The organism is Streptomyces sp. NPDC060027 (genome assembly GCF_042737005.1).
In the GTDB taxonomy this organism is placed as follows: domain Bacteria; phylum Actinomycetota; class Actinomycetes; order Streptomycetales; family Streptomycetaceae; genus Streptomyces.
Genome location: NZ_JBHWVI010000025.1, coordinates 39,935 through 63,906, shown reverse-complemented (window position 1 = coordinate 63,906; position 23,972 = coordinate 39,935). Strand labels below are relative to the sequence as shown.

Genomic DNA, 23,972 nt, shown 5'->3' with positions numbered 1-23,972 from the left:
AGCCCTGGATGCCCCCGAGCAGCCCGGTGGCCGGCGCGGCCAGGTCGGTGACCTGGTGCAGCTGGTTCAGGTCGTTCAGCCGGTTCAGGCCGGCGAGCTGGGCGGAGGGCCGCGGAAGTTCGGCCTGGTGCACGGCCGGGATCTCGCTCATGGCGAGCGAGTCGAGCGTGGAGATGGGGTTCAGCTTCCCGGTGTCCTGGACCGCGGAGCCCGCGGCGGCCGCCATCGGCGCTGCAAGTCCCGTGACGCCGACCGCGAGACCAACGGCGGCGACGATACGTCGTGTTGAGATCATGCCTTCAGCAACGGCCCCGGCCCCCGGGCGGACACGGCCCGGTCCCCGCGCTCACCCGACAGGCTCATCGGGCCGTTGCGTTTGCCGTGGCCCCCTGGGCGGAGGACGCTCGGGTAGAGAGGCCCTTCGCGGTCGGATCCACGCCGGTCCGCGGCCTTTCCGAGGAGGTCACCCATGGGCACAGCGGCATTCCCCACGTTCGACACCGAGGCACTGCGTCGGGGCATTGAGGGACACAGCGCGGCAGATCTGCTGTCGCTCTACGCGGACGACGCGCAACTGCGCGTCGTGGACCGCAACGCCCAGCCCAGTCACCCGATGGTCAAACACGGTCGCGCCGAGATCGCCGAGATGCTCAACGACGTCTACAGCCGGGACATGACGCACAAGATGGACCAGTGCGTCGTACAGGGCGATCACGTCGCCTTCACCGAGTCCTGCGAGTACCCCGACGGGGTACGGGTGCTGAGCACGTCGATGATGTCGTTGCGTGACGGCAAGATCATCGAGCAGACACTGGTCCAGGCATGGGACGAGTAGGGAGGAACTGGCCGAAGGTCCAGATCAAGTCGCGTCTGACCTGGACCTTCTCGGCCGGTACGGCGATGGGGAGATCCCGTCCGAGCCGGTCTCGGCGGCTACGACCAGTTTCCGCAGCAGGCCTGCGAGTGTCTGCCTCTCTGCTGGACTCAGTACTGCGAGCAGCGCGTTCTCACCCTCATCCTCCGAGGCCGCGTGTCGTTCGAAGGCCTCATATCCGGCCGCGGTGAGCCGCACCCGTACCCGGCGGCGGTCGGCAGTCCCGGCGCTCCGGGTGATCAGCCCCACGTCCTCGATCGGGCCGAGCCGTGCCGACAGCGCGCCGCGGGTGAGGCCGAGCATGTCGGCGAGCTGCGACGGGCTCGCTTCGTAGGGCGGCCCGAGTCGGCGCAGCATCAGCAGGATCTTGAACTGCCCACGCTGGAGGCCGCCGGACAGGAGCGTGTCCCGGCGGGCCCGGTCCGCGTGCCGGGCCAGGACCGCGAGCCGCGCGAAGATCGCCTCCTTGACCGGATCCATCCGGTCGAGCTCCCCGGACCAGAGGGCGACATGCCGGTCGACGGAGTCCGGGGTCGACGCATCGGCGCGCTCCGTCATGGCGTCCTCCGAAAGTGGTTTCCTTGTGGATAGTTTTTCGGATTACTACTTTCCCCGCCATGACGAACACCGCAAGTACCATCACGACGGTTGTACCACTGGACCAACTCCTCGCAGCGGTACGTGAATTGAGGATCTCCGGCCGTTGGACGCGCGCGGCGGACCTGCTGGACGCGGCCGACGCCTCCGACGCCCGTGAGCGCGCCCGGCTCGCGGTGGCCGCCGCCGAAGTCGCCCTGGAGAGGGACTGGTTCGGCGGGACGAGCCTGGCCGGAGCGCGGCTCGACGCGGCGGAGCGGGCCTGTGGGGAAGACAAGGAAGCCCGTCCGGAGGACGGTTGGGAGCTGGACTCCCTCCGGCTGCGCCACGGCTACCTCGGTCTGGTCCGGGTCGACGGCCGGTTCCGCCCCGGACCCGACGGCAAGGACCCGGCCGCTCCCACCGCTCTCCGTACATCCGCGGAGAACCTGCGCGACCGGGCGCCGGACGCGGTGCGCCGGGGCTGGGCGGAAATGTATCTGGGCCTCATCGCCGGCAACCTTCTGGCGGAACGCGATCTCGCGCCGGCCCACTACGAGGCCGCGCTACGGGCCGGCGAATCCGGGGACGACCTGTTGTCGCGGGAGGCACTGCGCCACCTCGGCGATCACGACCACGACGGCGGTGACCACCCGCGAGCCCTGGAACGCTGGCGCCGCGCGACCGAGTTGGGCGCCCGCGCCGGCACCGTCCCCGGCACGCTCTCGCAGCAGCTGCTCCTCGCGGTGCTGGCCCGCGACACGGGCGACGAGGCCGGAGCCGCCGCGCCGGCCCGGGAGGTGGCGCGCTGGGCGGGAGCCATCGGAGCCGTCACCACCGAGACAGGGGCCAACGCGTTCCTGGCCGGCGCCGACCCCACGGCACCCCCTTCGCCGGGCGCGGCGGGGAGGTGATCGTCAGGGCTAACCTGGGCGGCGGGCCGTGACTGGCGCTGAGGTGGAGTACCACCGGGGAGCGGCCTGACGCAGACGTCTCCGCCGCGCGCCTGGGCGACCGCAGGCAGCGCTCAGGAGGAACTCATGCCCCAGGCCCAGCTCATGGACGGCGCCGGTCTCGCCCGCCAGATCCTCGAGGAGACCGCGCGGCGCGCGGCCGATCTCAAAGACCGTACGGGCGTTGCCCCTTGTCTGGCGACGGTGCTCGTCGGCGAGGACCCCGCCTCCGTCACCTACGTCCGGATGAAGCGGAACCGCAGCCGCGCTGCGGGCATCGAGTCCCGCCATGTCGCGCTGCCCGCCGACACGACGACGACCGAACTCGTCGCCGAACTCACGGCGTTGTCGGCCGATCCGGCCGTTCACGGCATCCTGCTCCAGCATCCCGTGGGACCGCATGTCGACGAGCGCGCGGCCTTCGAGGCCATCGCGCCGCGCAAGGACGTCGACGGAGTCACGTTGAGCTCGTACGCGGCGATGAGTTTCGGTCTGCCGGGCTTCGTGTCCTGCACACCGGGCGGCATCATGCGGCTCCTCGACGCGTACGACGTCGGCCTCGCCGGCAAGCGGGCCGTCGTCGTCGGCCGCAGCGCGATCCTCGGCAAGCCGGTCGGCATGCTGCTGCTCGGCCGCGACGCCACGGTGACGTACTGCCACTCGCGTACGGCGGGCCTGTCGTGCGTCCTACGCGAGGCGGACATCGTGGTGGCGGCCGTCGGGTCGCCCCGGCTGATCCGGGGCGAGGACATCAGGCCGGGGGCCGTCGTGATCGACGCGGGCTACAACGCCGGCAACGTCGGCGACGTCGACTTCGACTCCGCCGTCACCCGGGCCGGGCTGATCACGCCCGTGCCGGGTGGCGTCGGCCCGATGACGATCGCGGTGCTGCTGGAGCAGACCGTCACGGGCGCCGAACACGCGCTCGGCGTCTGAGCCCCCGCGGAGAGCCACCCCGGTCGCTGCGGGGGACGGGGCGGTCTCGGCCGGGGAGAGTTGCCCCGGGCAGTGGGCGCCGTGGCGGTGGGCGCCATAGCCGTGGGCGCCGTGGCGGTCGTCAGCGGAGCCAGGCGCGGTACGACATCACCGCCCCGGCCTCGACGCCGAACTCGGGGTCGGCACGGGTGACGGTGTCCTCCAGGCCGAGGACGGCTCCGGTCGCCGGGTCCAGGATCAGCATCCGGCGGACGGACCGGGCCGCGTCGTCGTACACGTACGCCTGCCCGGGGCGGCCGAGCCGGTCGGTGACCGCGCCCGCGGGGCGCAGCCCGGGTGTACCGGCGAGGACGCGCGCCAGTGCCGCGGTCTCCCGGCTGCCCAGCGTCCAGTTGTCGAGCAACTCACCCATGGCAAACAGGAGTTCGTCGGTGTCCATGGCATCGTTGCGGTCGATCTCGTCCAGGTAGGCGCGCAGCCGTGCGGCGTCCTGCGGCGGCTGGGCACGCGGCGGGGCGTCGCTCCAGCTCGGCGGGTAGGTCCGCCGGCTGAGGACGTGGCCGTCCTCGACCGTGCGCGGGACGGGATCGGCGTCGGTGACGACCGGCCTGCCGGGGTGTCTCGGATCGGTCGCCACGACCAGTTCCGTGTGACTGCCGTCGGCCGCCCAGCGGACGACGCGTTCCTCGGGGAGTGTGACGGGCGGGCGGGCTCCGGGCCCCGAGGTCATGCTCAGGCTCCAGGTCTGGACATGAGTGCCCTGGCGGAGCCGGAGCACGTCGTCGGACGCGGCGGCCAGGTCGGCCAGCCGGTCCAGGGGCAGCGGGGTGGAGCCGGGCCGGACGACCAGCGGGCGGGGCGCGGCGACGGCGGGGACCGTGGCCGGGCCCGAGAGGGTGAGGGTCAGCACGGCCAGGCCGACGGCGGCGGCCGCCCCGAGGCTGAGGGCCCAGTGGCGCGGACGGCGCGGGCGCACGCCGTCGAGCAGGCGGCCGAGGCGGGGTGCGTGCCTCGGCCGGTCGGGGCGGGTGCTCCGGGCGCGGGTCAGGACGCGGAGCCGGTGCTCGGCCCGCCGGTCGAGCGGACGGTCGTGGAAGCGGAGGTCGTCGGAGGGCACCGGGTTGGCTCGGCGCAGGAGTTCGAGTTCGTCAGCCATGGCCGTGCTCCTTCGGGGTGTCGGGGCGGGTCGTGGCCGTGCCCGCGGGCACGGTGACGCGGAGGCGGTCGATCTCGGCACCGAGGCGACGCCGGGCGCGGTGCAGGCGCATCGCGGCGGCCCGGCTGCCGCAGCCCAGGGCGACGGCGACCTCGTCGACACCGAGTTCCTCCCAGGCCGTCAGCCGCAGTACTTCCTGGTCGGCCGGGGAGAGCCGGGCCAGTGCCTCGTGCACCCAGTCGCCGGGCGACTCGGCGTCGGGGCCGGGCACGACCTGCCTGCCGTGCGCGCTCTCGTGGTTGCCGAGCCGGTCGAGGAGCCTGCGGCGGCGCCCGTAGCCGCGTACGGCGTTGGCCAGACAGTGCCGGGCCACGCCGTAGAGCCAGGGAAGGGGGGACGGCGGGAGGTCGGACCGGCGCCGCCAGGCGACGGTGAAGACCTCGGCCACCACCTCCTCCACATCGCTGTTCCGGCCGTCCAGTCGCCGCGCGACGTAGCGGCTGACCGCCCAGTAGTGCTCGCGATAGGCAGCGGCGAAGGTCTCGTCGTCGCTCATGTTCGGTAGGTGTCCGGCAGGTCCCTTGTCGTCACACCCGTCGATGTGACCCTCGTCGCTTCCCCTCAGTGTGACGTCGGCGCCGGCGCCGGACACAGGCGGGGCATGGAGAGCAACACTGTCACGGCGCTTCCGGCGCCCCCTCCGGTGCGCGCACGGCGTCCCGGCCTCGCCGCGGTGAAATGGCTGACCACCACGGACCACAAGACGATCGGCACGCTGTATCTGGTCACGGCGTTCGGGTTCTTCTGTCTCGCCGGGGTGATGGCGCTGCTGATGCGTGCCGAACTGGCGCGCCCCGGACTGCAGATGATGTCGAACGAGCAGTTCAACCAGGCGTTCACGATGCACGGCACCGTGATGCTGCTGATGTTCGCGACGCCGCTGTTCGCCGGATTCGCCAACTGGATCATGCCGCTGCAGATCGGCGCGCCCGATGTGGCGTTCCCCCGGCTGAACATGCTGGCCTACTGGCTCTATCTGCTCGGCTCGCTGATCGCGGTCGGTGGGTTCCTCACCCCTCAAGGCGCCGCCGATTTCGGCTGGTTCGCCTACGCGCCCCTGTCCGACGCGGTGCATTCCCCGGGTGCCGGGGCCGACATGTGGATCATGGGGCTGGCCTTCTCCGGCTTCGGCACGATTCTCGGCTCGGTCAACTTCATCACCACGATCATCTGCATGCGCGCTCCGGGCATGACGATGTTCCGGATGCCGATCTTCGTCTGGAACGTCCTGCTCACCGGTGTGCTGGTGCTGCTGGCCTTCCCCGTCCTCGCGGCGGCGCTGTTCGCGCTGGAGGCGGACCGAAAATTCGGTGCGCATGTGTTCGACCCAGCCAACGGCGGGGCCCTGCTCTGGCAACACCTCTTCTGGTTCTTCGGCCATCCGGAGGTGTACATCATCGCGCTGCCGTTCTTCGGAATCATCTCCGAGGTCATCCCGGTGTTCTCGCGCAAGCCGATGTTCGGGTACATGGGCCTGATCGGCGCGACCATCGCGATCGCCGGTCTGTCCGTGACCGTGTGGGCGCACCACATGTACGTCACCGGTGGCGTGCTGCTCCCGTTCTTCTCCTTCATGACGTTCCTCATCGCCGTGCCGACCGGCGTGAAGTTCTTCAACTGGATCGGGACGATGTGGCAGGGCTCGCTGTCCTTCGAGACACCGATGCTGTGGGCCGTCGGCTTCCTCGTCACCTTCGTGTTCGGCGGTCTGACCGGCGTGATGCTCGCCTCTCCGCCGATGGACTTCCCGGTCTCGGACAGCTACTTCGTGGTGGCGCACTTCCACTACGTGATCTTCGGTACGGTCGTCTTCGCGATGTTCTCCGGCTTCCACTTCTGGTGGCCCAAGTTCACCGGCAGGATGCTCGACGAGCGTCTCGGCAAGATCACCTTCTGGACGCTGTTCGCGGGCTTCCACGGCACCTTCCTCGTCCAGCACTGGCTGGGCGCGGGCGGGATGCAGCGCCGGATTCCCGACTATCTGGCGGTGGAGGGCCTCACGGCACTCAACACCGTGTCGACGATCTCGTCCTTCGTGCTCGGCATCTCGTTCCTTCCGTTCCTCTACAACGTCTGGAAGACCGCGAGGTACGGGGAGAAGGTCGAGGTCGACGACCCGTGGGGTTACGGCCGCTCGCTGGAGTGGGCGACCTCGTGCCCGCCGCCGCGGCACAACTTCCTTGTCCTGCCGCGCATCCGGTCGGAGTCCCCGGCCTTCGATCTGCACCACCCCGAGGTCGTCGGCACCGCGGGAGCCCGGTCGCGGTCGGCGCCGGTGGAGCTCGGGTGACCGCCATGGACGAACGGCCGCCGGGGACCGGTGCCCTGATCAGCGAGCTCGAAGGCCATCTCCTCATCGCGGCCACCCGTGCCGAGGGCCGCGCCGAGGCCGTCCGCCTCACGCGTTCGCTGGCCTGGCTGACGGACACGCAGCGGGAGGAGGTGGAGGCCCGCTACGAGGACAACCACCTTGCCCTCGCGCGGGTTTCATGGGAGCGCACCGCCCGCCGAAGCCGGGAGCTGCGGGCCGAGTACGAGCAGAGGTACCGCTCACTGCGCAGACGGCTGTGCGCGGGATGCCTTCTCGGGACCGCGTTGGCCCTGGCGGCGTTCGTGGTGACGGCCGTGTCGGGGAGGTAGCGCTCAGTGCGGGGCGGGAACCGCTCGGACGAGAGGCTCCGCCGCCTGGAGGAGCATCGGCGAGGCCCGGTCCACGAGGTCGTGCAGGAGGGACAGATGGGCCGCGTCTCCGCCGAGCATGTCCAGGAGCCGGTGGGCCCCGTCACGAAAGCCGTTGATGTCCTCCTCGTACCGGCGGAGCACGTCCGGTGCGAGAAGGATGCCGGTGAGTGCGGCGCGGGCATCGGACGACGTGCGTGCGGCGGCGTGCAGTTCCAGGAGGCGGGCCGTGAACTCGGGGTCGGCGTCCTCCAGGGCGCACGCCAGCAGGTAGGTCACCGTGCCGTTCACGAGGTCTTCGTAGCGGCCGGTCAGGATGTCCTGCTGATCGTTGAACAGCTGCCACAGGATGCCGAAGACGTTGCCGAACTCCCGCCAGAGCTCCACTCTGTCGTGCGGGCGGCCGGCCAGTTGCGCGGCCATGGCGGTGACCATGCTGTACGGCGCTCCGGACTTCCCGAGGTACGCCGCGACCACGGCGTCGCGCGTGGCCGCGCCCAGATCCGCGCGAAGATCCCTCAACTGCCCCTCGGTGGCGTTGATCCAGCACTTCACGATCTCGGCCGACAGCGGGCCGCGCGCCGCTTCGGGGATCCGTGGCGACTGGACGACGAGCAGGGGGAGCGGAATTCCGCCGATGACCGTGGCGAGCAGGGCCTCGCTCTCGCCGAGACCGCCGGCGGCGAGGACGGCCTGACCGTCGGCGAGGTCGTCCAGATAGCACGCGGAGGTCCACCACAGGTCGTGCACGACCGCCAGGGGGACGGCCGGCCCGGTCGTGCCCGTCTCCACGGCGTGGACGATCACCGGCAGCACGGACAGCGGGTAGGCGAACGTCCGGTGCAGCAGGAGTTCGGCGACCGACGCCCGGACCGACTCGGCGGAGGGTCCCAGCAGTTCGAGTGCGGAGTGCCGCTCCGCCTCTATCTCCGCGGACATCTCACGATGCAGATCCATGTACGACTTCGCCCGCACGGAGCCCACCCCCCACCACCGAAATTAATCGAGCACCGATTCGATCATTCGCCAACGTGGCGAGCTAGAGCGATTTTGCGCCATGGCCCGTTCTTTTGCGAGCCCCGGTCCCAGGCTCGGCAGACGGCGAGGGCTTTCGCAGGCCTCGCCTCCTGTGAAGCCGCGGGACGTCGGCCGGGATCGCCGCCATACTGACCGTCGTGCGAGTAGCGATCATGAGCGCGGGTTCACGGGGCGATGTGGCACCGTTCACCGGCCTCGGGCACGGCCTGGTGCGGGCCGGGCACGAGGTCACCCTGGTGACGCACGGTTGCTTCGCGGATCTGGTGTCCGGCTCGGGTGTGGGGTTCCACGCGCTGCCCGTCGATCCACGGGCCGAGCTGGAATCCGCGCGGGGGCAGCGCCTGCACCGCAGCGCCACCGGAGCGGGCAAGATCATCCGGCTCGTCGCGCTGACCCGGGCGCTCGTCGGGCGGCTGAGCGACGGCATGATCGCGGCGGCCCGCTCCAGCGACGTACTCCTGGTGTCCGGTTCCCTGGGGCCGCTCGGGTACGCCGTCGCGGAGGGCCTGGACCTGCCCAGCATGGGAGTTCATCTCCAACCACTCCATCCCACAAGGGAGTTCGCCCCTCCGGTGACCGGTGTCCGCTCATGGGGGCCCACCGTGAACCGGGTGGCCGGCCACGGGGTGAACCTGGCCGCCGAGCGGGTCTTCGCCGAGACCGTGCGGACTCTGAGGAACCGGCTCGGCCTGCCGGCCCTCGGACCGGTCGCGGCGCACCGAGCCCGCGAGCGGCGGGCCTGGCCGGTGCAGCACGGGTTCAGCCCTCTGGTGGTGCGCAGGCCGCGGGACTGGCGGCGCGGGCTCGATGTGTCCGGGTACTGGTGGCCCTACGACGGCGAGGGCGCCCGGCTCCCCTCCGCGCTGCGGGATTTCCTGGACGCCGGCCCGGCTCCCGTCTTCGTGGGCCTGGGCAGCGCCACCGTCCCCGATCCCGGGCGGCTGAGCGCCGAGGTGGTACGGGCCCTGCGGTCCGCCGGACTGCGCGGGGTGATCCAGCGGGGATGGGGTGAACTGCGGGCGGACGGCGACGACATGTTCACGGTCGGCGAGGTGCCGCACTCCGTCCTGTTTCCCCGGATGGCCGCTGTGGTGCATCACGCGGGGGCCGGTACGACAGCGGCGGGGCTACGCGCCGGGGTTCCCGCCGTACCCGTACCGATCCAGTTCGACGAGGGGTTCTGGGCCGCCCGGCTCGTCTCGCTCGGCGTCTCACCCGGCTCCCTTTCGCTCCGGGGGCTGCGCGCCGAACGACTGGCGCCCGCTCTGGTCCGGGCGACCACCGAACCCTCGTACCGTCGGCGCGCGATGGACCTGGCGGAGCGCCTCCGCGCCGAGGACGGGGTGGCGCCGGTCGCGGAGGCGATCGGACGGCTCGGAGGCTGACGAGGACGCGCCCTCACAGGCGCGCGGACGCCTCCGCGGACCGTCCGGGGCCACAGGACACCGAGCGGCCCCCGGACCCTCCCCCCCCCCATCACCTCGGCCATGTGGAGGCGAACCGGGACCGGACCCGGCCCGACCCGTCCGGACCGGACGGGACCGGACCGCCAGTGGATCGACGGTGGATCGACGGCGATCAGCCGAACCGGGCCGCGGCCCAGGCGGCCAGTTCGGTCCGGGCCCCGTTCAGCAGGGCGGAGGACGGGGCGCTCGCCCCGTTCGTGACCAGCGCGTAGTGCACGGTCCCCGGGCCGGGAGCCGTGAGCAGGAGGCGGCGGCTCCCGGTGCCACCCGGCTCGGGAGCCGCGGCGATCGGGGTGGCCGAGGTGTAGGCGGGCGGGGACACCGTCGTTCCGAGGTCGGACACCACCGTCGTGGCCGAGGCCGGGAAAGAGGCCGGCAGGTGGAGTTCGGTGGGAGCGCCGTCGCCGTTCGAGCGCCAGACCGACAGCGCGTACTGCCCTGATCCCACGAGTTGGGAGACCTGCGGCAGGGTCGGGGGAACCGGGTTCCAGGTCAGCGTGGTGGTGCCGTCGCGGGAACGGTCCTCGTAGGTGAAGGCGAGGGTGGAGCCCGCGGTGGCGCTGGGGTAGACGCGGTCCAGGAGCCGGGCGTCCTGGCGCAGCACGGCCGTGCCCGAGTCGTCGAGGCGCACGGCGGAGAGGTCCTCGTCGTTCCAGGCGTCACCCGTGGTCAGGACCTTGCCGGGGTTGTCGTTCATCAGCTCGTGGTGACGGCCGCTGTAGATGTCCCACTGCCATTGGGTACCCGACAGAACCGGCCCCGACGCGGCCGCCCCCGCCCACCAACGGGAGCCCGGGAGACGGGAGTCGAGGGCCTGGTACATCGCCTTGTCGACGGTCGGGGCCTTGTCCGAGACCGTTCCCGAGAGCGGGTGGCCGAACTCGCTGACGACCGCCGCCGTCCCGGCCGCCGAGGCCCGGTCCCGGACCGTGCCGAAGTCCGTGCTGTACTGACCGTCCCCCGCCTTGCCCCACATGAGAATGCCGGAGATGGCCTTCTGGTCGTAGAAGTGGGTGTTGAACACATAGCGGGGGCCGAGTGTGCCGGCGTCGAGCAGCCCGCCCTCCTGCTTCTGCGAGCTGATGTTCGCGTTCCAGAAGAGGTTGGGTTCCACGAAGGCGGGCTTGTCCTGCCAGCCGGCCGCGTCCATGCGGGCACGGAACTTTCCGTAGAACGGCCAGAGCAGGTCGCGTTCCCAGGTACGGCTGGTCTGTCCCGAGTCGTAGGTGCCCGCGTAGGGCTCGTTGTACGGGTCGAAGCCGGCCACGCCCGCGAACTCGGCCGCGGTGAGGTGCTGTCGGACGTACGTCATGGTGGCCTGGGCCGTGGCGAGGAAGGCGTCCTGGAGCCCGTGGGCGTTGTGCCAGAAGTCGTACTGCGCCGCTTTGACGGCACCGTTCTGGGTGATGTTCTGGCCCCAGAAGAGGCAGATGCCGCAGGACTCCTGGGGGTAACCGCCCTCGTTCACGGCCCACTTGGGGGCGCCGTCGCCGGAGTACCAGCTGCCCGTGTTGAAGAGGTGGCGGGAGTAGAGGTCCTGGTGGAAGTCGGGGAAGACACGGAGGCCCGCGTCGAGGAAGGCGCGCATCTGGTCGGTGGCGGCGCCGAGATAGGCGCTGTCGACCTGGCCCCGGGCGGGTTCGGCGTGCGCCCAGGAGAGCAGGAAGCGCACGGAGTTGCCGCCGCCCAGGGCGCGCAGCGCCGTCGCGGACTTCCGTGCGTCGGCGACCGAGGCGAAGGGCAGCCCGCCGTTCTCCTCCAGCTTGGTCTCGCCGGAGACGTTGTAGCCGCGCAGCACGACCTCGCGGCCGAGGCCGTCGGTGAAGCGGCCGTTCGCGACCGTGAGGGTGGCGGCGGGTTCATCGAACCAGAGGGAGTCGGGGAGTCCGTCCGCGGCGGCGGGCCGGGGGCCCGCCGCCGTGAGGAAGCCGGTGAGGAGTACGAGGACGCCGAGCAGACGCGCACGTAACTTCGACATGTTCACAACAGTCCCGCCGGTACCGGGAGGCGTCAACACCCCTGACTCATGAGTAAGTTTCTCGTTTCACCCGCCCAGCCCGCGCACCTCGCCGCACGCCACGTCACTCGCCCCGCCGCCCGCCTCGCCGCACGGCGCCGGAGGACGGTGGCCGGCTCACCCGCCGACCCGGCGCGTCAGGTTCAGCAGGTACTCCTTGCGGTCCAGCGGGTTCAGATCGGTCCGGGGACGGTCCGGGATCGTGCCGTGCGCCGCGGGCGCGTAGTGGTCGAAGGCGCACTCCAGTTCACCCTCGCCTCGCGTCAACCCCGGGAGCTGCTGCTCCAGTTCATGCGTCCGCACCACCGGCAGGACTCCCTCCAGCACACAGGAGGACCCGTGCAGCCGGGTGGTCCGCGGTACGGCGCGCCGTCCGGCCAGCACGGGCAGTACGGCGGCCAGCGTGTCCGCGGGCGCCTCCAGACGGAACTGGTGCATCGGCTCGTACACCTGGCTGCCGGCCTCCCGCAGCGCGTCCATGAGCACCAGCGGGGTGAGGCCCCGGAAGTCGGCACCCGTGCTGGACATGCTCTTGTCGAAGCCCTGGTGGGCGTGGCTCTGGCGTGGCGAATAGCCCGAATGCGTCATCGTGACCGTGCAGTCGGTGACCTGCCAGCCGTGCATTCCTTGCCCCAGCGTCTCCATGACGGTGTCCTCGACCGCCTTGAAGAACGCGTACGGCATCGATCCGAGTTCGACTTCCCGGCGGAACACGACACCGGAACCGATCGGCGCCGGATCGATGCGCAGTCCCACGGTCGCGAGAAACGGGTTGGCGTCCCTTTTGTTGAACTCGACCGACGCGCCGGAGCCGACGGGCCGTTCGACGCAGAGCGGAGTCGTCTCGCGGAACACGACGTCGATGCCGAACTCGTCGGCCAGGGTCGCCTGGATGACTTCCTTCTGCACCTCGCCGTAGAGCGACACGGAGATCTCCCCCCGCACATCGTCCTGCCGGAGATCGATCAGCGGGTCCTGTTCGGCGAGTTGGGTGAGCGCGAGGTGCAACGCGCCCTTCCCGGTGGGGCTGCTGGGAGAGACGACGGTTTCGAGGGTCGGCGGGGCGAAGTGGCGCCCGTCCGTCGGCGTTGTCCGCGGTACGCCGATGGTGTCGCCGATCCGGACCGCGCCGAGTCCCCACAACTTGCCGATGCGCCCGGCGGTCACGCACGCTCCACGGACGTCCGAGCCCTGGTCGAAGACGCTGATCGCGGTGACCTTCCCCTCGTCCCCGCCGCCCAGGGCCAGCCGGTCGCGGGTCCGCAGGGTTCCCGAGAACATCCGCGCGTACGCGATCTTCTCCCCGGCCGCTCCCCGCTCGACCTTGAAGACGGTGCCCGACACCGGGCCGTCGGTGTCCGCCTTCGCGACGGGCAGCAACTCCCGGATCCCGGACATCAGTTCGCCGATGCCCGCGCCCGTCATGGCCGATCCGAAGAACACGGGGTGCACCAGCGCCTCGCCGGTCTGCGTGACCAGAGCGGCACGCAGTCGCTCGTACGACACCCGGTCCTCGACGTACGCGGCCAGCAGATCCTCGTCGTGCTCGGTGAGCGGATCGAGGAGGTGCGGCCGCAGCCGGGCGGCCGGGTGGGCGGTGAAGCGGGCCTCGCGCACGCCTGCTTCGGCGACCTCGCCCATCGGGACGATCGCCGGGGTGAGCCGCTCGGAGATCTTCTCCAGGACGTGGTCACAGCGCGCCCCGCGGCGGTCGATCTTGTTCACGAAGATCAGCGTGGGGATGCGCAACCGCTGGAGCGTCCGCATCAGTACACGCGTCTGCGACTGGACGCCCTCCACGGCCGAGACGACGAGGACGACGCCGTCGAGCACACCGAGCACCCGTTCCACCTCGGCGATGAAGTCCGGGTGGCCGGGGGTGTCGATCAGATTGACGGTGAGGTCGTCGATCGCGAACGAGACGACGGCGGATTTGATCGTGATGCCGCGCTGTCGCTCCAGCGCGAGGGAATCGGTCCGGGTGCTGCCGTCGTCGACGCTGCCGATCTCGTCGATGACCCCGGCCGTGTACAGCAGCCGTTCGGTCAGGCTTGTCTTACCGGCGTCTACGTGCGCCAGAATTCCCAGGTTGAGCATATGCACCGGGCGTCATGTCCTTCGGAGTGTGAGTGATTCCTTCCTGGGTGGACATGAACGGTGTGCGCATTGCTGCTCCTCGGTCCGATGAGCGCGTCCTCCGTAGTGCAGCAGGCGGCCGCCGCCGACGGCAACGCATTAACGCTCGTCCAGAGCCCGCCGCGGAGCGGATCCCGGAGGATGACCGGATCCTTGGGATCCTTGAGACAGACGCACACCGCGGCGAGAGGAGCGGACGATGCGTGAGATCCTCCCGGCGCTGTACGAGTGGTACACGGCCGGATCCCCCTTCGGGCTGGCCACGGTGGTGGCGGTCGACCGCAGCGCTCCCCGCGACCCGGGGGCGGCCATGGCGGTGGGTCCCGACGACGAGGTCGTGGGCAGTGTGTCCGGCGGCTGCGTCGAGGGCGCGGTGTTCGAACTGGCCCAGGAGGTGATCGCCTCGGGCGAGGCGCGCCTGGAGACGTTCGGGTACAGCGACGAGGACGCCTTCGCCGTGGGCCTCACCTGCGGCGGCGAGATCACGCTGCTGGTCCGGAGGGTGTCGCCCTCCGACGATCCGGCCTTCGGCGCGGTGGCCGAGTCGGTGGCCGCGGGCCGCCCGGTGACGATGGCGACGGTGCTCGACGGCCCCGCGCCGCGCGGCGCCACCCTCGCCGTGTGGCCGGACGAGGAGCCGGGGCCGCCCGGCGGGGGTGCTGCCGCGGCTTCCGGCGGGTCGACGACCGAGTCGACCGACTCAGCGACTGCCGGGAAGGCCGACGGGGTGGCGGCCGGAGTGGCCGATGCGACGGAGTCCGGGGCGACCGGCGGGGTGACGGCTGAGGCCGCCGACTCAGTGGCGGCCCGGAAGGCCGACGGGGTGGCGGCCAGGACGGCCGGCGTGACGGAGTCCGGCGTGACGGAGTCCGGCGTGACGGAGTCCGGCGTGACGGAGTTCGGCGTGGCGGGGTTCGGGGATGTTGGTGGAGTGGTCGGTTCGCTTGGGGTGGTGGGGCTGGATGTCGCCGTCAGCGCCGACGCGCGCGGCGAGCTGGCCCAGGGCGCCACCGGGCAACGGCACTACGGCCCGCACGGTGAACGGCGCGAGGACGCCGTCACCGTCTTCCTGCACTCCTTCGCGCCGCCGCCGCGCATGCTGGTCTTCGGCGCGATCGACTACGCGGCCGCCGTGGCCCGCATCGGCGACTTCCTCGGCTACCGGGTCACGGTGTGCGACGCCCGTCCGGTGTTCGCCACGCCGAGGCGGTTCCCGGCGGGCGTGGAGGTCGTCGTGGACTGGCCGCACCGCTACCTGAGCCGCACGACGACCGACGCGCGCACGGTGATCTGCGTCCTGACCCACGACCCCAAGTTCGATGTGCCGCTGCTGGAGGAGGCGCTGCGCCGCCCGGCCGCGTACATCGGGGCGATGGGCAGCCGCCGTACCCACGACGACCGCGTCGAACGGCTGCTCGCGTCCGGGGTGCCGGAACGCGAGCTGTCCCGGCTGCGCTCCCCCGTCGGCCTCGACCTGGGGGCCCGTACGCCGGAGGAGGTGGCCGTGTCCGTCGCCGCGGAGATCGTCGCACTGCGCTGGGGCGGCAGCGGGATGCCCCTGACGGCGACGGGCGGGGCGATCCATCCGCGCTAGCCGTCGGATCAGCCGGCGCGCGGGGGCAGCCGGTGCAGGGTCACCTCGGTGAGCCGGCCGTCGTCGGTCACCGTCGCGGTCATGTACGTGCAGTGCGGCTGGCGTCGGCGGTCGGTCGGCGAGCCGGGGTTGAGCAGCCGCAGGCCGGTCGGCGCGGTGGTGTCCCAGGGGATGTGGCTGTGGCCGAAGACCAGGACGTCGAGGTCGGGGAAGCGTTCCGCGCAGCGCTGCTCGCGGCCCCGCGCGGCGCCGGTCTCGTGGACGACGCCGAGGCGCAGACCGCGCAGCTCGGCGCGGGCGACCTCGGGGAGGCGGGCCCTGAGGCCGGGGCCGTCGTTGTTGCCGTACACCCCGATGACCTTGCGGGAACGGGCTTCCAGCAGGTCCAGGGTGGCGGTGTCCACCCAGTCCCCCGCGTGGATCACGACGTCGGCGAGCGGGAGCTCGGCGAGCAGCGGGTCGGGAAGCACCCTGGCCCGCTTCGGGAGATGGGTGTCGGACAGCAGCAGGAGGCGCACCGCCCCAGGGTGTCACTTCGTCCGTCAGTCCAGCGCGATCTCGGCCCAGACCTGCTTGCCCCCGCTCACCGGCACCGTGCCCCACGTCGCCGACATCGCCTCGACGAGGAGGATGCCGCGGCCCCCGGTGGCCTCCCACCCGATGCTGGTGGGCTTGATCGGCGTACGGGGCGAGTTGTCGGCGACCGCGATGCGCAGGCGGTGGTTGATGAGGGTGAGGTCGAGCCTGACCTGGCCGTCGGTGTGCACCAGGGCGTTGGTGACGAGTTCGGAGACGATCAGCAGGGCGGGGTCCACGTAGGCGTCCACGCCCCAGGTGCGCAGGGCGCGCCGGGTGTAGCGGCGGGCGTGCCGGACGGCCTCGGGGACCCGCCAGACGGTCCAGCTCTCGCGGAGCGGGAGCACCGCCATGCCGTCGTAGCGCATCAGCAGGAGCGCCACGTCGTCGCTGCGGTTGGCGCCCGTGAGCAGCCCGTCGGCGACCAGACCGAGGTGGTTCGGGTCGGCGTCGGCCAGGCCCGCGGCGAGCCGGTTCAGGCCGTCCTCGATGTCGACCTCGACGGACTCGACGAGACCGTCCGTGGTCAGCGCCACGATGGTACCGGGCTGGAACCGCAGCGGGCTCATGGGGAAGTCGGTCTGCCGGATGACGCCGAGGGGTGGCCCGACCTCCGATTCGGGGACCTCGGTACGGCCGTTCGGGTGACGCAGCACCGGCGGGATGTGTCCGGCGCGCACATACCAGGCGGACCCCTCCTCCATGTCGACGTCGACATAGCAGCAGGTGGCGAAGAGGTCGGTCTCCAGATCGAGCAGGAGCCGGTTGGCGTGCGAGACCACCACGTCCGGAGGATGCCCCTCCACCGCGTAGGCGCGCAGGGCGGTGCGCATCTGTCCCATGAGGGTCGCGGCCGAGGCGTTGTGCCCCTGGACGTCGCCGATGACGAGGGCGACGTGGTTGTCGGGCAGCGGGATCACGTCGTACCAGTCGCCGCCGACGTCCAGGCCCGACGTGGTCGGCAGATAGCGGGCGACGGCGACCGCGCCGGGCAGCCGGGGCAGCCGGCGCGGCAGCAGGGTCCGCTGGAGCATGCCGATCAGTTCGTGCTCGGCGTCGAAGGCGTGGGCGCGCACCAGGGCCTGCCCGGCGAGGCCGGCGGAGGCGGTGAGCAGGGCGCGCTCGTCGGGGCCGAAGTCGTGCGGGGCGTCCCAGCCGATCAGGCAGGCGCCGGCCATGCGTCCGCCCGCCGGCAGCGGCAGGACGGCGAGGCCGCCGGGGCCGACGTCGGCGAGCGCGGCCTCCAGGTCCGCGCCCGCGGGCCAGATGGCGGGGCGCCCCTCGGTGAGGGCCGCCGCGAGCGTGGGCATGGCCCGGACGGGGGCGTCGGGCCACTCCGAGCGCCATTCGCTGCGCCACAGCTCCGGCCAGTACTCCGGCTCGGGCGGGTCCAGCAGCGTGACGACGAGGCGGTCGCCCTCCAGTTCGGCGACGGCGACCCGGTCGGCCTGGAGGGGTTTGCGTAGTGCGGTGACGACGGCCTGGCCTACATCACGGACGGTGCCGGCGGTCGCGAGGGCGGCCGCGAGCCGCTGGACGCGGCCCACGTCGTTCAGGCCGGAGCGCAGCTTGGAGGCGTCGGAGACGGTGCCCACGAGCCGTGCGGGGCGGCCCTCTCCGGAGGGCAGCAGGCGGGCGCGCAGCCGGAGCCACTTGTGTCCCCCGGAGGGCTGGAGGATGCGGAACTCCAGCTCGCGTTCACCGATCGACATGTGGTCCGGTTCCACCGCGGACATCAGCGAGGGGAGGTCCTCGGGCACGGTCATGGACAGCAGGGTCTCGACCTTGCCGTCGAACGCGGTGGAGCTCAGCCCGAACAGGTCGAGCACCTCGCCGTCGACCTCGACGTGCCCGGTGTCCATGGAGAGGCTGAAGGAGTTGGCGGGCAGGTCGGCCGCGTCGTCCGGCAGCGGGGGCGGCGGGCAGACGACGGCGTCGGCGAGCATCCCCAGGCAGACCCGGTCCTCGGGGCCGAAGCCTCGCGGGCTCTCGCTGACGGCGACCAGGCAGCCGGTGTCCCGCAGGGGCAGGACGGCCAGGGAGAAGTCCTGGGAGGACAGCCGCCGGGCGTCGGCGCAGCGGGCGGCCTCCTCCGGTCCGAGCCAGCTCGGCTCCTCGGAGCGCAGGGCCGCGGCGGCCGGGGAGCCGCCGGACAGGGGGTAGCTGTCGCGGAGCCCGTACAGCGTCCTGGGCACCCCCGCGGACTCGGCCAGATGCAGCTCGTCGGCGCTCACGTTCGGTGAGTACACGGCGGCGACGGTCGCACCGGTGAAGACGAGTGCCTGTTCGAGCAGACGGTGCAACCGTTCGCGCGGGTCGAGGTCCGCGGTGAGCGTCTTCAGGGCGAGTTCGGCGCGCGACGTTCTCGTTTCGCGTTCCGCAGCACCCTCACTGACCACGTCCGCAATTACAGCGCTTCCGGGGCTCCGGCGCAGCCCCTGCGACCGTTCCGAACCCGTGGGGCCTGCGAAGGAGCCCATACGGGACAGCCTATCGAACTAAATCGAACTCATCTTGATTCAGGCGTTTCGCGCGGTCACCTCGTGGGCGATCTCGCGACAGGCGTGACGGTCCGTGCCCCCGGCCGAGTGGAGGGCTCGGCTCGCCGTGCGCGATGGGCGTTCACGAGGGAGCCTTGATCCCTGGAAGGCCGGAGGCCGGCAGCGGCCCCGCGAGGAGGTGGTCGGCGTGTCCGACGGGCAGGGGGCCGCACAGGCGCCGGCGAGTCGGCCGGCCCCGGTGGGACGGCCGCTGCTGTCGCTGACGCTGGCCGCGATGCTCGACGACGTGCACGCCCACTCGGGAGCGGTGTACCTGCTGGCGTCCCACGAGCCGGTGCTGGAGATGGCCGTCTCCGCCGGGCTGCCGAGGGCGTTCGCCGCACCCTGGGAGCGCGTCGGTCTCAGCGCGCCGATCCCGGTCGCCGAGGCGGTACGGGAGCGGCGGCTGATCTGGGTGGGGGGCGAGCACGAGATGGCCCGCCGGTACCCCCGGATCGCGCTGGTGCTCCCGTATCCCTTCGCGCTCGCGGCCCTGCCGGTGGCGACCGCGACCACCGTGTTCGGCGCCGCCTACGTGACATGGCCCGGCTCGCACCCGCCGGATCTCTCCGACCGGGAGCGGGAACACCTCACCGCCGCCTGCGACCGGCTCGCGCTGCGGCTGGAGCGGGCCGCCGAGGATCACCGCCCGATACGACACGAGCCCGACCTGCTCACCCCGACCGCGGCCGCGTCGGCGGGCACGCTCGGCACGGTGGAGGCCACGCGGATGGTGGCGCGCCTGCCGTACGGGCTGTGCTCGCTCGATCTGCACGGGCGGGTCGGGTTCGCCAACGCCGCGACCGCCGAACTGCTCGACGTGCCCGTCAGCCGCCTCCTGGGCACCCAGCTGTGGGCGGCCGTGCCCTGGCTGAACGACCCGATCTACGAGGACCGCTACCGGGCGGCGCTGATCAGCCAGCACGTGACCTCGTTCGTCGCGCTGCGCCCGCCCGGCGACTGGCTGTCGTTCCGCCTGTATCCGAGCACGACCGGACTGAGCGTCCGCATCTCGCGGGCCCGGCCGGTGTCCGAGATGACCCGGGCGGGGCCGCAGCGGCGCGACGGCAGCCCCCGCCTGGTGACGATCTCCCATGTGCTGAGTCTGGCGAGCGCGCTGACCGAGGCGGCGGGCGTCCAGGACGTGGTGCAGCTGGTCGCGGACGAGATCTCGCCCGCCGTCGGCAGTCAGGCCCTGGTCGTCCTCGGCAGCCGGGCCGGCCGCCTGCACGTGCTCGGGCATCGCGGCTATCCGGACGCGCACGTCGTGGAGCGCTTCGACGGGCTGCCGCTGAGCGAGCAGACCCCGGGCACCCAGGCGCTGAACAGCGGTGTGCCCGCCTTCTTCGACTCGCGCGAGCAGCTGGAGCGTCTGTATCCGTCGCGGAACGCGACACCCGACGGCATGGGCGCGTGGGCGTATCTGCCTCTGATCGCCTCCGGCCGACCGGTGGGCACCTGCGTCCTCGGGTACGCGCAGTCGCACCACTTCGCGGCCGACGAGCAGGCCGTGCTGACCAGTCTGAGCGGGCTGATCGCGCAGGCCCTGGAACGCGCCCTGCTGTACGACGCGAAACTCCAGCTGGCTCAGGGTCTCCAGGCCGCGCTGCTGCCGAGCTCGCTTCCGCCGCTGGCGTCGATCGAGGCGGCCGCGCGCTATCTGCCGGCCACCCAGGGCATGGACATCGGCGGGGACTTCTACGACCTGGTGTCCTCGCACGGCCGGGCGGCGGCGGTGATCGGGGATGTGCAGGGGCACAACGTGACGGCCGCGGGCCTGATGGGGCAGATCCGCACCGCCGTACGCGCGTACACGGCGGTCGGCCAGGCGCCGGAGGAGGTGATGAGGAGCACCAACCGGCTGCTCATCGACCTCGGCACCGAGCTGTTCGCCAGTTGTCTGTATCTGCGCCTGGACCCGGCACGCGGGGTGGCCGTGATGGCCCGCGCCGGGCATCCGCCCCCGCTGCTGCGCCGGCCGGACGGCAAGGTCAAGGTGCTCGACCTGGCCGGCGGGCCGCTGCTCGGGATCGACGCCGACGCCACCTATCCGACGACGGAGGTGCCGCTCGTCCCCGGGTCCGTGCTCGCGCTCTACACCGACGGTCTGATCGAGTCCCCCGGTGTCGACATCGAGGTTGCCCTCGCCGACCTCGGGCGACGGTTCGCCGCGGCCGGGGACCAGCCCCTGGACGAACTGGCCGACACGCTGCTCCAGCGGGGCCAGGAGGCAGGTCAGGAGCGGCCCGACGATGTCGCCCTGCTGCTGCTGCGGGTACGGCCGCTCGGCTGACACGGCTGGCGAAAGCCGATACGGCTCACCGAAGGGGAGCCGTCCGATCCTGGAAAGGGAGCGGTCCGACCCTCCCGCCGGAGGGCCGGACCTTTCCACTGCCGACCGGAATTCCCTGTTCCGTTGGCCGAGTCAGTGGTTCTTGACCGCCGGTTCCTCCGGCTTCATCAGGGGGTGGTCACCATCCGGAGCCGTCGTCCGCGGCGGCTCCGGACTGGTCGTGGCCCGCACCGGCCTGGTCGTCGGCACCGGCCTGATCGTCAGCACCCGCCCCTGCCTGGTCGTCGGCTCCGGCTCCTGCCTGGTCGTCGGCTCCGGCGCCCGCCTCGTCACCGGCGCCCGCCGGGTCACTGGCGCCCGCGCTCGGGTCCACCGCGCCGCCCGCTCCGGCGTCACCCGCTCCGGCGTCACCCGCTCCGGCGTCTCCCGCTCCGGCGTCTCCCGCGCCCAGCGTCGCGCCGGTCGCCTCCAGCGCGGTGGTGACCGGCTGGAAGAAGGTCTCGCCGCCGACGGTGCAGTCGCCGCTGCCGCCCGAGGTCAGGCCGATCGCACTGCCGTCCTGGGTGAACAGCGAGCCACCGCTGTCGCCCGGCTCGGCGCACACATCGGTCTGGATGAGGCCGGTGACCGTGCCCTCCGGGTAGTTCACGGTGGCGTCGAGGCCGGTGACGTTGCCGTCGTTGAGACCGGTGGTGCTGCCCATCCGGAAGACCTGCTGGCCCACGGCGGCGTCGGCGGCCTGGTTGATCTGGACGGTCTTCCCGTCGCCGACGTTGACCACGCTGTTGGCCTGCGTGTTCGGGTCGTCGTACTTGACGAGCGCGAAGTCGCCGTCACCGGGGAAGGTGGCCTGGTCGACGGTGGCGATCGCCGCGCCGTCCTGAGCGTCCGACCACTGGGCGGCGGCGACACCGCAGTGACCCGCGGTGAGGAAGGCGGGACTGCCGTCGCCCGCGGTGACGTTGAAGCCGAGTGAACAGCGCGCGCCACCGCCGAAGATGGCGTCGCCGCCGTCGACGAAGGTCTTGAAGGTGCCCGCGGACTTCTTGACGGTCGCCACGTCGGAACCGAGGCCCTTGACGGTCGACTCCAGCGTGTCCCACTTGTCGCCCGTGACGGTGGAGTCGGCGGTCACGCGGATCTCGTTGGTCTTCGGGTCCACGGACCACGCCGTGCCCGGAATCGTCGCGTCCGCCTTCAGCGTCTTGGCGGCGGCCTGCAGCGTTGAGGTGCTGTTCTGCACCTGGTGCGCCACGGCTCCGGCCTTCTCGATCTGGTTGACGACATTGCTGTTGTTACCGACGACGTTGATGATGATCTGCTGCTTCGACGCGTCGTAGTACGACCCGGCGAAAGCGTCGCCCAACTGGGAGGCGAGCTGCGAGGCGACGTCCGAGACATCGCCCGCCTTGAAGGTTCTGGGAGAGGCGTCGTCCCCGTTCGACTGCGAGGCGTTGGCGTTGGGCAGCAGCAGAGCCGCTGCTCCGAGCGCTGCAACGCTGCCCACCGCGATGGCGGCCTTGCGCTTGGGTATCCGTTTGTGGCTCAACTCTTGACCTCCTGGGGACGGGGTCGATGCCGCCGTCCGGCAGCTGACTGGGGGGCGCCTGGTTGCCTGTTGATACGCGTGGGTCGCCCGGGGTGTTCAACTGCCATTGCAAATTGCGGGAGTTAGCCGAGCCAAAGGCGTTGATTGCGGAGACAATCGGGCCTTTCCCGCCTCGCGCGGCCGTGCGCGGACCGGCGGCCCGAAGGGGGAACAATGCCTCGCATGACGACGACGTTGACCCTCGCAGAAGCCGACAAGATCCTCGCCGACAACTTCGCTCCCTGGGTGCTCGACCTCGGCCTGTCCGTGGCGGAGCTGGACAGCCACCGTGCCGTCCTGCGGCTGCCGTGGTCCGCGCGGCTGGCCCGGGAGGGCGGTGGCCTGTCCGGCCAGGCCCTGATGGCGGCCGCCGACACGGCGACGGTGATCGCGGTCTCCGCGGCCCGCGGTGCCTTCGTCCCCATGACGACGGTTCAGCAGTCCACGAGTTTCCAGCGGGCGGTGACGGACGCGGACGTACTGATCGAGGCGGTCCTCACCAAACTGGGCCGCCGTATGGCCTTCGCGGACATCACGATGACGGCCGAGGGGTCGACGGAGATCGCGGCACGGGCGAGCACGGTGTACGCGATCCTCGGCTGACCGACGACGGCCGCGCCACGGTGCGACACACTCCCCCGCCCGGCGCATCGAGTTCACGCCCCAGCCCGGCGCATGGAGTTCGCGCTCCCGCCCGGCCGACGCACTCCGCCGGACCGCCTCCCCCGCCAGTACACCGTGCGACCGATCGGCGACGCTCCGTCGCCGCTCGGGAACGGAATCCCGGATTCAGCGAATCTGCACAGCCCATGCTCAAGGAAGTCACCGCCTGCGGAGGATCTGCACAGGCGCACGCCCCCCCTGCGCGCCATTGGGCCGGGACTGTCCCATTCGGCCGGGGAGTAGCAAGGCCTCGCGTGGATCGATGCCGCGCAGCATGTGAAGAAGTCGCCGCAGAGGCGTGTGGGCGCCTGCACGGTTCCCCGCCAGTGGAGCGCAAGTGCGCAGGTGGGAGCCCTGGTTGATTGGAAGCGCGCCCTCCGGACGTGCTTTGATCCGTTGCACCGCGGAGGTCGCAGCAGTGCTCCCGGGAACGGGAGCCGCACCCCTGCGGTGGCGGCCGTCATCTGTCCCCCAGAGGGGGCCGCTCTCCCCCTTGTGAATATCCATATGAAGGGAAGTTCCATCATGAACTCCACCCCCCGTGTCGAGACCGCCGAGATCTCGGACGCCGACCTCGACAACGTCTCCGGTGGCCTCGCACTGAACGCCGTCGGCACCGTCACCGGTCTGGTGGACGGCGTTGCCCCGGTCTCCGGCATCCTGGGCACGGCCGTCGGCACCGTCGAGGGTGTGACCGGCCTGAACACCGCCCCGGTCACCGGCCTGGTCGCCGGTCTCTGATCGCGTTTCACGCCGCCGAGTCCCGGAACCGCCCCACCGGTTCCGGGACTCTCGGGTGCCGTAGACCTCTCTGACAGGTGAGGGAA

The 23,972-nt window shown here is 71.7% G+C and carries 20 protein-coding genes and 1 riboswitch; of the genes, 10 read left to right on the top strand and 10 right to left on the bottom strand.

What is annotated here, in order from left to right; all coding sequences use genetic code 11:
- Positions 1 to 295: hypothetical protein (locus ACFWBT_RS09425; protein WP_385697663.1), on the bottom strand; the 295-nt coding region annotated here is incomplete at its 3' end.
- Positions 296 to 469: 174 nt separating this feature from the next.
- Here ACFWBT_RS09425 and ACFWBT_RS09420 point away from each other — a divergent pair.
- On the top strand, positions 470 to 835 hold the full coding sequence (locus ACFWBT_RS09420; protein WP_385697661.1) for a nuclear transport factor 2 family protein: 366 nt from the start codon (positions 470 to 472) through the stop codon (positions 833 to 835).
- 24 nt (positions 836 to 859) lie between these two features.
- On the opposite strand, the gene ACFWBT_RS09415 is transcribed toward ACFWBT_RS09420, so the two are convergent.
- Positions 860 to 1,432 (bottom strand): MarR family winged helix-turn-helix transcriptional regulator, encoded by a 573-nt coding sequence (locus ACFWBT_RS09415; protein ID WP_385697659.1) that lies wholly within the window; start codon positions 1,430 to 1,432, stop codon positions 860 to 862.
- Between the two features lie 59 nt (positions 1,433 to 1,491).
- Here ACFWBT_RS09415 and ACFWBT_RS09410 point away from each other — a divergent pair, with 59 nt between their 5' ends.
- Both ACFWBT_RS09410 and ACFWBT_RS09405 read left to right on the top strand, forming a co-directional pair.
- On the top strand, positions 1,492 to 2,364 hold the full coding sequence (locus tag ACFWBT_RS09410; protein WP_385697657.1) for a hypothetical protein: 873 nt from the start codon (positions 1,492 to 1,494) through the stop codon (positions 2,362 to 2,364).
- Between the two features lie 18 nt (positions 2,365 to 2,382).
- A riboswitch (ZMP/ZTP riboswitch) is annotated at positions 2,383 to 2,469 on the top strand.
- Between the two features lie 21 nt (positions 2,470 to 2,490).
- Positions 2,491 to 3,339, top strand: a complete 849-nt coding sequence (locus tag ACFWBT_RS09405; RefSeq protein WP_385697655.1) for a bifunctional 5,10-methylenetetrahydrofolate dehydrogenase/5,10-methenyltetrahydrofolate cyclohydrolase — start codon at positions 2,491 to 2,493, stop codon at positions 3,337 to 3,339.
- Between the two features lie 121 nt (positions 3,340 to 3,460).
- On the opposite strand, the gene ACFWBT_RS09400 is transcribed toward ACFWBT_RS09405, so the two are convergent.
- Both ACFWBT_RS09400 and ACFWBT_RS09395 read right to left on the bottom strand, forming a co-directional pair.
- Positions 3,461 to 4,495 carry a CU044_5270 family protein gene (locus ACFWBT_RS09400; protein ID WP_385697653.1) on the bottom strand — a complete coding sequence of 345 codons (1,035 nt, stop codon included), beginning with the start codon at positions 4,493 to 4,495 and terminating at the stop codon, positions 3,461 to 3,463.
- On the bottom strand, positions 4,488 to 5,051 hold the full coding sequence (locus ACFWBT_RS09395) for an RNA polymerase sigma factor (protein WP_385697651.1): 564 nt from the start codon (positions 5,049 to 5,051) through the stop codon (positions 4,488 to 4,490). The genes ACFWBT_RS09400 and ACFWBT_RS09395 overlap by 8 nt, the downstream gene beginning before the upstream one ends.
- Before the next feature lie 105 nt (positions 5,052 to 5,156).
- Between ACFWBT_RS09395 and ctaD the strand changes: the two genes are divergently transcribed.
- Complete coding sequence (gene ctaD / locus ACFWBT_RS09390; RefSeq protein WP_385697649.1) at positions 5,157 to 6,845, top strand: cytochrome c oxidase subunit I; 1,689 nt, start codon at positions 5,157 to 5,159, stop codon at positions 6,843 to 6,845.
- Between the two features lie 5 nt (positions 6,846 to 6,850).
- Positions 6,851 to 7,195, top strand: coding sequence for a hypothetical protein (locus tag ACFWBT_RS09385; protein ID WP_385697669.1), 345 nt, complete (start codon positions 6,851 to 6,853; stop codon positions 7,193 to 7,195).
- Between the two features lie 3 nt (positions 7,196 to 7,198).
- On the opposite strand, the gene ACFWBT_RS09380 is transcribed toward ACFWBT_RS09385, so the two are convergent.
- On the bottom strand, positions 7,199 to 8,191 hold the full coding sequence (locus ACFWBT_RS09380) for a polyprenyl synthetase family protein (RefSeq protein WP_385697647.1): 993 nt from the start codon (positions 8,189 to 8,191) through the stop codon (positions 7,199 to 7,201).
- Between the two features lie 233 nt (positions 8,192 to 8,424).
- Between ACFWBT_RS09380 and ACFWBT_RS09375 the strand changes: the two genes are divergently transcribed.
- Positions 8,425 to 9,657 (top strand): glycosyltransferase, encoded by a 1,233-nt coding sequence (locus tag ACFWBT_RS09375; RefSeq protein WP_385697667.1) that lies wholly within the window; start codon positions 8,425 to 8,427, stop codon positions 9,655 to 9,657.
- Positions 9,658 to 9,850: 193 nt separating this feature from the next.
- Here ACFWBT_RS09375 and ACFWBT_RS09370 read toward each other — a convergent pair whose 3' ends face one another.
- Positions 9,851 to 11,716: an endoglycosylceramidase gene (locus ACFWBT_RS09370; protein ID WP_385697645.1), complete on the bottom strand. Its 1,866-nt coding sequence runs from the start codon at positions 11,714 to 11,716 to the stop codon at positions 9,851 to 9,853.
- Between the two features lie 156 nt (positions 11,717 to 11,872).
- Positions 11,873 to 13,858 (bottom strand): GTP-binding protein, encoded by a 1,986-nt coding sequence (locus ACFWBT_RS09365; RefSeq protein ID WP_385697644.1) that lies wholly within the window; start codon positions 13,856 to 13,858, stop codon positions 11,873 to 11,875.
- A gap of 232 nt (positions 13,859 to 14,090) precedes the next feature.
- Here ACFWBT_RS09365 and ACFWBT_RS09360 point away from each other — a divergent pair, with 232 nt between their 5' ends.
- Positions 14,091 to 15,485 carry an XdhC family protein gene (locus ACFWBT_RS09360; RefSeq protein ID WP_385697643.1) on the top strand — a complete coding sequence of 465 codons (1,395 nt, stop codon included), beginning with the start codon at positions 14,091 to 14,093 and terminating at the stop codon, positions 15,483 to 15,485.
- 8 nt (positions 15,486 to 15,493) lie between these two features.
- Here the strand turns inward: ACFWBT_RS09360 and ACFWBT_RS09355 are convergent, their stop codons facing one another.
- Together ACFWBT_RS09355 and ACFWBT_RS09350 are read right to left on the bottom strand one after the other, a co-directional pair.
- Complete coding sequence (locus ACFWBT_RS09355; RefSeq protein WP_385697642.1) at positions 15,494 to 16,003, bottom strand: metallophosphoesterase family protein; 510 nt, start codon at positions 16,001 to 16,003, stop codon at positions 15,494 to 15,496.
- 24 nt (positions 16,004 to 16,027) lie between these two features.
- Positions 16,028 to 18,460, bottom strand: a complete 2,433-nt coding sequence (locus tag ACFWBT_RS09350) for a SpoIIE family protein phosphatase (protein WP_385697640.1) — start codon at positions 18,458 to 18,460, stop codon at positions 16,028 to 16,030.
- Between the two features lie 280 nt (positions 18,461 to 18,740).
- Between ACFWBT_RS09350 and ACFWBT_RS09345 the strand changes: the two genes are divergently transcribed.
- Complete coding sequence (locus ACFWBT_RS09345; RefSeq protein ID WP_385697639.1) at positions 18,741 to 20,894, top strand: SpoIIE family protein phosphatase; 2,154 nt, start codon at positions 18,741 to 18,743, stop codon at positions 20,892 to 20,894.
- A 178-nt stretch (positions 20,895 to 21,072) separates the two neighbouring features.
- Here ACFWBT_RS09345 and ACFWBT_RS09340 read toward each other — a convergent pair whose 3' ends face one another.
- Positions 21,073 to 22,443 carry a S1 family peptidase gene (locus ACFWBT_RS09340; RefSeq protein ID WP_385697637.1) on the bottom strand — a complete coding sequence of 457 codons (1,371 nt, stop codon included), beginning with the start codon at positions 22,441 to 22,443 and terminating at the stop codon, positions 21,073 to 21,075.
- Between the two features lie 222 nt (positions 22,444 to 22,665).
- On the opposite strand from ACFWBT_RS09340, the gene ACFWBT_RS09335 reads away from it, so the two are divergent.
- Together ACFWBT_RS09335 and ACFWBT_RS09330 are read left to right on the top strand one after the other, a co-directional pair.
- Positions 22,666 to 23,085, top strand: a complete 420-nt coding sequence (locus ACFWBT_RS09335; protein ID WP_385697636.1) for a PaaI family thioesterase — start codon at positions 22,666 to 22,668, stop codon at positions 23,083 to 23,085.
- Positions 23,086 to 23,670: 585 nt separating this feature from the next.
- Complete coding sequence (locus ACFWBT_RS09330; RefSeq protein ID WP_351538265.1) at positions 23,671 to 23,886, top strand: type A2 lantipeptide; 216 nt, start codon at positions 23,671 to 23,673, stop codon at positions 23,884 to 23,886.
- The last annotated feature ends 86 nt before the right edge of the window (positions 23,887 to 23,972 follow it).